12 protein-coding genes are annotated in these 9,068 nt (G+C 66.4%); 5 read left to right on the top strand and 7 right to left on the bottom strand.

The features are described from left to right. Together BSZ14_RS19075 and BSZ14_RS18140 are read left to right on the top strand one after the other, a co-directional pair. On the top strand, positions 1–266 hold a 266-nt coding region (locus tag BSZ14_RS19075; RefSeq protein ID WP_139330530.1), incomplete at its 5' end, for a transposase. A 115-nt stretch (positions 267–381) separates the two neighbouring features. Continuing rightward, complete coding sequence (locus BSZ14_RS18140) at positions 382–1,140, top strand: sulfite exporter TauE/SafE family protein (protein ID WP_076711980.1); 759 nt, start codon at positions 382–384, stop codon at positions 1,138–1,140. On the opposite strand, the gene BSZ14_RS18135 is transcribed toward BSZ14_RS18140, so the two are convergent. The 4 genes from BSZ14_RS18135 to BSZ14_RS18120 form a co-directional block, all read right to left on the bottom strand. After that, a complete protein-coding gene (locus BSZ14_RS18135) occupies positions 1,070–1,573 on the bottom strand; it encodes a hypothetical protein (protein ID WP_139330528.1) in 504 nt (167 codons plus the stop codon). The two genes, BSZ14_RS18140 and BSZ14_RS18135, sit on opposite strands and share 71 nt — an antisense overlap. 255 nt (positions 1,574–1,828) lie before the next feature. Further along, positions 1,829–2,362: a DUF3617 domain-containing protein gene (locus BSZ14_RS18130; protein ID WP_076711978.1), complete on the bottom strand. Its 534-nt coding sequence runs from the start codon at positions 2,360–2,362 to the stop codon at positions 1,829–1,831. 103 nt (positions 2,363–2,465) lie between these two features. Continuing rightward, positions 2,466–2,939, bottom strand: coding sequence for a hypothetical protein (locus BSZ14_RS18125; RefSeq protein ID WP_076711977.1), 474 nt, complete (start codon positions 2,937–2,939; stop codon positions 2,466–2,468). Positions 2,940–3,041: 102 nt separating this feature from the next. Continuing rightward, on the bottom strand, positions 3,042–3,665 hold the full coding sequence (locus BSZ14_RS18120) for a flavin reductase family protein (RefSeq protein WP_076711976.1): 624 nt from the start codon (positions 3,663–3,665) through the stop codon (positions 3,042–3,044). A 25-nt stretch (positions 3,666–3,690) separates the two neighbouring features. Here BSZ14_RS18120 and BSZ14_RS18115 point away from each other — a divergent pair, with 25 nt between their 5' ends. Genes BSZ14_RS18115 through BSZ14_RS18105 form a run of 3 tightly spaced genes read left to right on the top strand, consistent with a single transcriptional unit; the run spans position 3,691 to position 6,437 of the window. Then, entirely contained in the window at positions 3,691–4,425 is a 735-nt protein-coding gene (locus BSZ14_RS18115; RefSeq protein WP_076711975.1) for a cytochrome b/b6 domain-containing protein, read from the top strand. Continuing rightward, positions 4,422–5,177, top strand: a complete 756-nt coding sequence (locus BSZ14_RS18110) for a molybdopterin-dependent oxidoreductase (protein WP_076711974.1) — start codon at positions 4,422–4,424, stop codon at positions 5,175–5,177. The genes BSZ14_RS18115 and BSZ14_RS18110 overlap by 4 nt, the downstream gene beginning before the upstream one ends. 18 nt (positions 5,178–5,195) lie before the next feature. Beyond that, positions 5,196–6,437, top strand: a complete 1,242-nt coding sequence (locus tag BSZ14_RS18105) for an SAM-dependent methyltransferase (protein WP_076711973.1) — start codon at positions 5,196–5,198, stop codon at positions 6,435–6,437. A gap of 137 nt (positions 6,438–6,574) precedes the next feature. Here the strand turns inward: BSZ14_RS18105 and rlmN are convergent, their stop codons facing one another. The 3 genes from rlmN to BSZ14_RS18090 all read right to left on the bottom strand — a co-directional run. Continuing rightward, positions 6,575–7,783: a 23S rRNA (adenine(2503)-C(2))-methyltransferase RlmN gene (rlmN, locus tag BSZ14_RS18100; protein WP_042485348.1), complete on the bottom strand. Its 1,209-nt coding sequence runs from the start codon at positions 7,781–7,783 to the stop codon at positions 6,575–6,577. Between the two features lie 190 nt (positions 7,784–7,973). Beyond that, a complete protein-coding gene (locus tag BSZ14_RS18095; RefSeq protein ID WP_076711972.1) occupies positions 7,974–8,441 on the bottom strand; it encodes a hypothetical protein in 468 nt (155 codons plus the stop codon). Beyond that, a partial coding sequence (locus BSZ14_RS18090) for a histidine phosphatase family protein (RefSeq protein ID WP_241823830.1) occupies positions 8,438–9,068 on the bottom strand: 631 nt, incomplete at its 5' end. The genes BSZ14_RS18095 and BSZ14_RS18090, both read right to left, overlap by 4 nt.

Genomic DNA, 9,068 nt, shown 5'->3' with positions numbered 1-9,068 from the left:
CGCTCGCAGGCCTCGCACCCCACGCCCGCGAAAGTGGAACATGGCGCGGCGCCAGACGCATATGGGGTGGACGGCGCAAGGTCCGCGAAGCCCTCTACATCGCCGCCCTCAATGCCTCACGGCGTATTCCCGTCCTCACCGCCATGCGCGACAGGATGCGCGCCAAGGGTAAGGCGCCAAAGACTATACTCATCGCCATTGCGCGACAACTCCTCGTCATCCTCAACGCCATGATCCGTAAACGTCAGCCGCTACAGCTCGGGTGAGCATCACAGTTGCCCATCGGAGATGGGGAGGAATGGTCGTGCAAAATCCTCCCCAAGCTCGCTTGGGGAGGGGGACCGCCCGGCGCAGCCGGGTGGTGGAGGGGCATTGCCCGGCATGATCGACTGGACCTTCCTCGCCCTCGCCGCCGCCGGGGGTTTTGTCGGGGGCGCGATGAATGCGCTGGCGGGCGGCGGTAGCTTCTCGACCATGCCGACGCTGATCGCGCTGGGCCTGCCCTCGACCATCGCCAACGCCACTTCCAACGTCGCGCTCCAGCCCGCCGCGATGGCCAGCGTCTGGGCCTATCGCCACGGGCTGGAGCCGGTGATGGGCGTGTCGATGCGGCGGATGGCGGCGCTGACCTTCGTCTTCGCGCTGCTCGGCAGCGTCCTGTTGTTCCTGACGCCGCCGCGCGCCTTCGACCTGATCGTGCCGTGGCTGCTGCTGACCGCGACGATCGCGATCGCGGGCGGACGGCATGCCTCGGAATGGCTGGCACGGATCGCCAAGCCGGGTCCGCGCGCGCTGATGGGGGCGCAGGCGGTGCTGGGCGTGTATGGCGGCTATTTCGGCGGCGGCATCGGCATGATGCTCACCGCCGCCTGGGGTTTGCTCTCGGGGCGCAACCCGGCGCAGCTGGCCGCGCCGCGCACCCTGATGCTGGCCACCGCCAATGCGGCGGCGACCCTGGTCTTCGTGGCGACGGGCATGGTCGCTTGGGCGCAGTGCCTGCCGATGCTGGCGGGTGGCATCGTCGGGGGATGGAGCGGCGCGCTGATCGGGCGCAGGCTGCCCGCCGGGCTCATCCGGGGCTGGACGCTCCTCCTGACGACGGTGACGACGGCGGTGTTCTTCTATCGCGGCTATGCCTGACTGGGATGGCCATCGGGGGCAGCGCCGCCGCTTCCCATTCCGCCGCCAGTGCCCGGATCGCAAATTCCTCGTTACGCAGCCATGCCGTCACCTCGGTGCGTAGCTGGGCGACGCCGCGCCGATATCCGTCCCAGTCGGTGATGATCTCTTCGATCGGCCAGGCTGAAACGAACCCGGATATGCGCTGGCGATAGGCGGGCATGGTCGCCTGCACCGCCAGCCAGGCCGCACCGCCGGGCGTGTGCGCCAAGCGTTCGGCAATGGGGTTCGCGGTGCGCATCAGCCAGTTCGCCCTCTGGCGGCTGGCGTTGGAAAGCAGCCAGCGATTGCGGCTTAGCGCGATGGTATCGGGCTTGGGCGCGTTGCACAGGATGCGGTGTTCGCTGACGACGCGCGCCAGCGCGTCGCGCATTTCGAGCCATTCGGGCAACATGGGGAGTGCTTTCGATATAGTCGCGATCGCATTCGACAGGTTGCCCTCCATCGGCCCCACCCCGGCGATGTCCCGTGCAATCCAGAAATTTCATGGGCAGGACAGGCCCCCCGGCCCTTCCTGCATGGTCCTGTTATCGGATCATCAAATGCCTCCTGATCGGGGGCATTCTGTCATATTAATATAAATCAAACTTTAACATGTCGTACGGGGTGCCGCCGGGCCGGGATGTCGCCACTCCGGCCCGGCAGGGGATCACTTCGCGCCGTCGCAGGCGCCGAGACGGCGGCCCTCGGTATGGACCTTTTGCGACATCGGATGCGCGCCGGTCATCTCCATCTCCTGATCGGTGGTGAAGCTGGTCGCGGTGAAGCTGCCCTTGGTCTTGCTGTGCATGGTCATGTCGCCGGGCATCTTGCAGGTCAGTTCGCTCTCGACCTTGCCGCCCTCGAAGGTCGAGCTTTTGACGGTGCAGTCCGACTGCGCCTGCTTCAGCAGTTCGGCGGGACCCTTGGCGGCCTGTTCGGCGGTCAGGCAGATGCTGTTGGTCTGGGCGGGCGGAGTCGAGCTGACGCCCTTGGGCATGTTGGCCATCTTCAGGTCGCTGACCTGGGTCTTCACCTCCCATTTGCCGGGTTCCAGCTTGGCGACGGCCGATCCCGCGCCGGTCTGGGTTTCCGTCACTTCGCCGGTCGCTGCGTTGCTGGTCACGGTGGTCGATCCGGTCTTCTGGTCGCAGGCGGCGAGCGGCAGGGTGCCGATCAGGATCAGCGGGACGAACAATTTCATGACAAACCCTCCTGTGGTGACGGGCGGATATCGGCCATGGCCGTTCCGCCTGTGTCGTACCAACACATGGAAGGGTTTCGAGTTTCCGCGGGGTTTCGCGCGGTCAGCGTGCCGAAGCGAGCGCCGCCGGGCCTCCATCGTCGATCGCAAGGGGTAGAAGGCCGCCCGGCTGCCATTCGACGTCGGCCATCAGCAGGCGCAGATGGCGTTCCTCCGCGAACAACCGCTTGTCGGCGTCGCGGCGATAGGCGTCGGCGGCGCGGGCATAGCCGCGTGGATCGGCCGCGACCGCTTCCATCGACCAGCGGGCGATGAAGGACGACAGGATCTGTCCATAGGCCGGCGTCTCGTTGCGCAGCGTCAACAGCCCGGCCGCGGCCCTTAGCCGGGCATGGCTCTCGGCAAAGGGAAAGGCCGTCTCGACCAGAAAGGTCAGGCGCTTGCGGCTGGCATGGGCGATCTGCCACCGGACATGGCGCAGGGCCTGGTAATCGATCTGCGCGGCGTCGCACAGGTTGCGGTGGTCATCCAGCAAGCGGGTCAGCGCGGCGTGATGATCCCGAAGCTGGGTCAGCATGATGGGCCTTCTCAAAACATCGGCCCGTCTATGACGCCTGGGGGGTTACAAAGCCGTAACCGATGGCAGGAATCCTCCGCACCCCCCGTTTCGGCGGCCGGATCAGGCGTCGGGGCGACGCATCTCGAAACGGGCGGCCTCCGTCACCTCGAAATAATCGACCGGCCCGCCGCCGCGCAGGATCGGGCGGGCGCGCGCGGTCTGGTAGATGCCGTTCTCGATCAGGTCGGCGGCGATATGGATACCCACCGCCTCGCCGATGACCAGCCACTGGTCGAGTTCGCGGCCCTCCTTGGTCTCCAGCCGGATCAACTGGGTCAGGCGGCATTCGAACGACACTGGACTTTCCGTCACGCGCGGCGCGGCGACCAGCCGCCCGTCCTCGGCCGTCACGCCCGCCAGGGAGAATTCGTCCACCTCGGCGGGCACGGTCGCCGCGCTGGCGTTCATCGCCTGGGCCAGCGTCATGGTGGCGAGGTTCCAGGTGAACACCTTGGTCTCGGCGATATTGGCGACCGAATCCTTCCACCCCTGCGACGAAAAGCCGATCAGCGGCGGACGGTAGTTGAAGACGTTGAAAAAGCTGTAAGGTGCCAGATTGTTGACGCCCGCGCCCGACCGGCTGCCGATCCAGCCGATCGGGCGCGGCGCGACGATCGCGTTCAAGGGATCATGCGCCAGCCCATGACCGTTGACGGGTTCGTAGAAATGCCAGTTGTCGATCATGAATGGTCACCGAAAGGGAGTGTGGATGGAAGCCGGAACGCCGACCGAGCCGGAAAGAGCCGCCGACAGACCCGGCACGATCATCCGTCGCCACGGATGGGTGACGCGCATCTGGCACTGGGTCAATGCGGTCGCGGTCCTGATCCTGCTGGGATCGGGGCTGGGCATTTCCAACGCGCATCCCCGGCTCTACTGGGGGCGCTACGGCGCGAATTTCGATCACGCCTGGGCGAGCCTGCCGCATTTTCCCGCCTGGCTGACCATTCCGGCGCGTTACAATCTGGCGATCTCGCGGCGCTGGCATCTGTTCTTCGCGCTGGTGCTGGGATTCGGACTGCTCGCCTATATGATCGGCGGGCTCGTCACGCGGCATTTCCAGCGCGACCTGCGCATCCGGGGGCGCGAGCTGCGACCCGGCGCTGTCTGGGCGGATTTCCGGCAGCATCTGGCCTTCCGGTTCCACGACGAACGCGATCCTAGGGCCTACAACCTGTTCCAGAAGCTGAGCTATGCGGGCGTGCTGTTCGTCGCGCTGCCGCTCGCCATCCTGACCGGCATTGCGCTGTCGCCCGGCATGAACGCGGCCTGGCCCTGGGTGCTGGACCTGCTGGGCGGGCGGCAATCGGCGCGGTCGATCCACTTCATCACGGCCAGCGCACTGGCGCTGTTCCTGATCGTCCATCTGGTCCTGGTCATTCTGGCCGGGCCGCTCAACGAGCTGCGGTCGATGATTACCGGCCGCTGGAGGATTCCCGAATGACCGCCAGAGTGATTGGGCGTCGTACCATCCTGACCGGCGGCGCCGGGCTGCTCCTTGCGGGCTGCGACCAGATCATCCAGCAACCCACCGCACGGAAAATCCTGTTCGCGGGCGAGGATATGCAAAAGGGGCTGCAACGCGCGCTGATGGACCGGGGTGCGCTGGCCCCCGAATATCGCCGCGACCAGATGTCGCCGATCTTCCGCACCAACGGCACCCGCAATCCCGGCACGCCCGAATATGCCGCGCTGGCCGCCAACCGGTTCGCGGGCTGGCGGCTGACGGTCGGCGGGCTGGTGGCCAAGCCACTGTCGCTATCGCTGCGCCAGATCGGCGAATTCCCCGCGCGCCGCCAGATCACCCGCCACGATTGCGTGGAGGGGTGGAGCGCGATCGGCGAATGGATGGGGCCGATGCTGGGCAATATCCTGAAGGCCGCCGATATCAGCACCCGCGCGCGCTACATCGTCTTCACCTGTGCCGACCTGTACGGGGGCCAGCCCTATTACGAATCGATCGACCTGATCGATGCCTTCCACCCCCAGACGATCCTGGCCTGGGGCATGAACGGGCGGATGCTCGACATCGGCCACGGCGCGCCCCTTCGCCTGCGCGTCGAGCGGCAGCTGGGGTACAAGCATGCCAAATATCTGATGCGGATCGATGCGGTGGCCAGCCTGGCTAACATAGGTCTGGGCAAGGGCGGATACTGGGAAGATCATGTCGATTATGACTGGTACGCCGGAATTTAAGACACTAGGGCGTGCCATATGGCGCTGATCGATCTGTTTCTGTCGCGCGCGGTCCGCAAGGGCCGCCTGACCCTCACCCATCATGATGGAAAGGTGCGCGAGTTCGGCTCGCCCGAGCCGGGTTATCCTGACGTCGCGATTCGCTTTACCGATTCGCGTGTTGCCGGGCAGATCGTCCGCAACCCGGCGCTGGCGGCGGGCGAAAGCTTCATGGACGGCCGTCTGGTCGTCGAGAAGGGCGATGTCCGCGACCTCGTCGAGTTGTTGACCGCCAATGACAAATGGGAAGCGGGCCGGGCGAATTTGAACCCGTCGCGCTTCGTCCGGGCGGCGGGCGCGATCAAGCACCGCATCGACCGGATCAACATGGAGCGGCGCTCGAAGAAGAACGTCGCCCATCATTACGACCTGTCGGGCACGCTGTACGAACTCTTCCTCGACACCGACAAGCAATATAGCTGCGCCTATTTCACCGATCCGCAGAACGATCTGGAGCGCGCGCAACGCGACAAGAAGGCGCATATCGCCGCGAAGCTGGCGATCGAGCCGGGGATGCGTGTGCTCGACATCGGCTGCGGCTGGGGCGGCATGGCGCTGTACCTGCACCAGAAATGCGGCGCGGAAGTGCTGGGCGTCACCCTGTCCGAGGAACAGCTGAAGGTCGCGCGCGCGCGGGCCGAGGCGCTGGGCGTGTCGGACAAGGTGAAGTTCGAGCTGATCGACTATCGCCGCGTGCGCCCTGAGGATTTTGGGGGCCAGTTCGACCGCATCGTCTCGGTCGGCATGTTCGAGCATGTCGGCCCGCCGCAATATCGCACCTTCTTCCGCAAGTGCCGTGACCTGCTGACCGAGGACGGCGTGATGCTGCTTCACACGATCGGGCGGCTGAACGGGCCGGGCGTCACCGACGACTGGACGACCAAATATATCTTCCCCGGCGGCTACAACCCCGCTTTGTCCGAGATCGTTCGCGCGCAGGAAGGGCTGCGCATGTTCCTGACCGATGTCGAGGTGCTGCGTTGCCATTATGGCTGGACGCTGGACATCTGGTACGACCGGACCGTGGCGGCGAAGGACCGCATCGTCGAGCTGTACGACGAGCGTTTCTATCGCATGTGGCTGTTCTACCTGGCGGGCGCGGGCGCGGCGTTCCGCAATGGTGGCTTGTGCAACTATCAGGTGCAGCTGACGCGCGGACGGCTCTCGGTGCCGGTGACGCGGGATTACATGTTCGAGGGCGAACGCGCGCTCAGGGATTGAGCATTCCTCCCCGGCACGGGGAGGGGGACCGCCGCGAAGCGGTGGTGGAGGGGGTTCTCCGCTGGGTACGTCCTTTGCGGAAGCCCCCCTCCGTCAGGCCTACGGCCTGCCACCTCCCCGTGCCGGGGAGGATTGATTCATCCCAGAGCTGCGAACTTCTCTTCCGCCTCGCGGTCGAGCTGTGCGCGGCTCTTCTTCTCGGCAGCCGTCTTCAGCTGGCCGCAGGCTGCATCGATGTCGCGCCCGCGCGGGGTGCGGACCGGCGCGGAAATCCCGCCCTCGAACACGATGTCGGAGAAGCGCCGAATCCGCTCCGGCGTCGAGCATTCGTAATCCGCACCGGGCCAGGGGTTGAACGGGATCAGGTTCACCTTGGCGGGCAGGTCGTAATGGCGCAGCAGCCGGACCAGTTCATGCGCATCGGCGTCCGAGTCGTTCTTGTCCTTCAGCATCACATATTCGAACGTGATGCGCCGGGCGTTGTTGGCGCCGGGATAGTCTGCGCACGCCTGCAACAGTTCCTCGATGCCGTATTTCTTGTTCAGCGGCACCAGCTCGTCACGCACGTCCTTGGTGACGGCGTGGAGCGACACCGCCAGGTTCACGCCGATCTCGGCCCCCGCGCGTGCCATCATCGGCACGACGCCGCTGGTCGAGAGCGTAATGCGGCGCTTGGACAGCGCCAGGCCGTCGCCGTCCATCACCAGCTTCAGCGCATCGCGCACCGCATCGAAATTATACAGCGGCTCGCCCATGCCCATCATGACGATGTTGGTCAGCATCCGCCCCTCGGGCTGGCTGGGCCATTCGCCCAGCGAGTCGCGCGCCAGCATGACCTGACCGACGATCTCGCCCGCCGTCAGGTTGCGCACCAGCCGCATCGTGCCGGTGTGGCAGAAACGGCAGTTCAGCGTGCAGCCGACCTGGCTCGACACGCACAGGGTTCCCCGATCGGCGTCGGGGATAAACACCATCTCGTAATCCTGCCCGTCGGCCGAACGCAGCAGCCACTTGCGCGTGCCGTCATTCGACACCTGCGCCTCGACCACCTCGGGACGGCCGATGACGAAGCGTTCCTCCAGCCAGGGATGCTGCGCCTTGGCGATGTCGGTCATGTCGGCGAACCGGGTCGCGCCGCGATTGTAGAGCCAGTGCCAGATCTGCTTGGAGCGCAGCTTGGCCTGTTTCAGCTCCATGCCGCCGGACAGCAATGCCTCGCGCAGCTGGTCCTTGGTCAGGCCGATCAGGTCGACGCGACCGTCGGGACGCGGTTGCACGCCGCGCGGCACGGGCACGGGATCGATGTGCCCCGGAATGGGCATGAGGGCGGCCGAAACTGTCTGCATCGCGCGGCCATAGCGCAAAAACGCGGGGATTTCCACAGGCTCAAATCTTCCTCCCCTGGAAGGGGAGGTGGCAGGCCAGAGGCCTGACGGAGGGGTGTTCAGGTCGGAGAGATGAGTATGCTCTCGCCACCGGTGATACCCCTCCACCAGCTTCGCTGGTCCCCCTCCCCTTGCAGGGGAGGAATTGGGTTTACCCTGACACACACGTCAACGTCGCGGCATCGATCGCCGCGGCCGCGCCCGCCAGGGCATAGGTGTCGGCAAAGGGTTGGTGGCGCGGGTCGACGGCGGAGACGCTCATGCTGCGGCCCGAGCGTATCGCCATGACCAGCGCATGGTCGGTCGCGGCGTCGGGCGCCCAGACGTCCTGCGCCGTGCCGACCAGCGGAAAGCGCCGCTCGCCGATCGCCAGCGTGACGGCGGCGGCACGGTCGCGCGGGAGGCTCAGATGCGCATGGAAGGATTCGCGCAGGCGCTTGGCGGGCCAAGTGCCGACGCTGGCGAATCCGCCGACGCGTCCGTTGGCCAGCACCGGCTTGGCGATGGCGTAGCAGCGGTCGGGATCGCGAAATGCGCCCCAGCCCTTGTAGATGCCGATCGTCTCGCGCGCGAGGACCGGCGCGGCGACCAGCATCAGGATCAGCGCCAGCCGCTTCATGGGCCAGCCCGGTGGATCACCGTTTCCACGCCGCCCTCGATCATCACGATCGAGCCCTGCGGCAGGCGCTCGGCCACCGGCACGCCGCACAGCGGATCATCCGCCAGCCCCAGCATCAGCCCGCGCAGCACCCGGCTGGACAACCCGTGCATCAGGATCAGCCGGTCGCCGTCATCCGCCGCCGTATCCGCCAGCCAGCCGGACAGCCGCGCCGCCATCGCGGCATAACTCTCGCCATCGGGCGCCCCTATCGCCATGCCGTGCGGATGCACGATGGGGCCATGGAGCGCGGTCAGATCAGCCGAACGCCGTCCGCCCCAGCTGCCGAAGCCCAGCTCGATCAACCGGACATCGTGGCGTGTCTCATGCCAGTCGAGCGCCAGATGCTCGGCGATCACCGCCAGCGTCTGCAGCGCGCGACCGGTCGGCGAGGACCATAAAGTCAGCGCGGGCGCTTTGCCCAGCCGGTCGTGCAGGACTTCGCCGATCGCGTCGGCTTGCGCGAATCCCTTTCGGGTCAGCGGCGTGTGCAGTTCGACCCGGTCGCCCTGGATGCATCCGATCCGGTTGAACACCGTCTCGCCATGCCGGGCGATATAGTCGCGGCCGCTGCGGGCTGTCGGGCGG

The organism is Sphingomonas sp. Sph1(2015) (assembly GCF_001970915.1).
GTDB lineage: Bacteria > Pseudomonadota > Alphaproteobacteria > Sphingomonadales > Sphingomonadaceae > Sphingomonas > Sphingomonas parapaucimobilis.
Note: the sequence above shows the minus strand (reverse complement) of the source record. Positions and strands in the feature narration are given on the sequence as shown.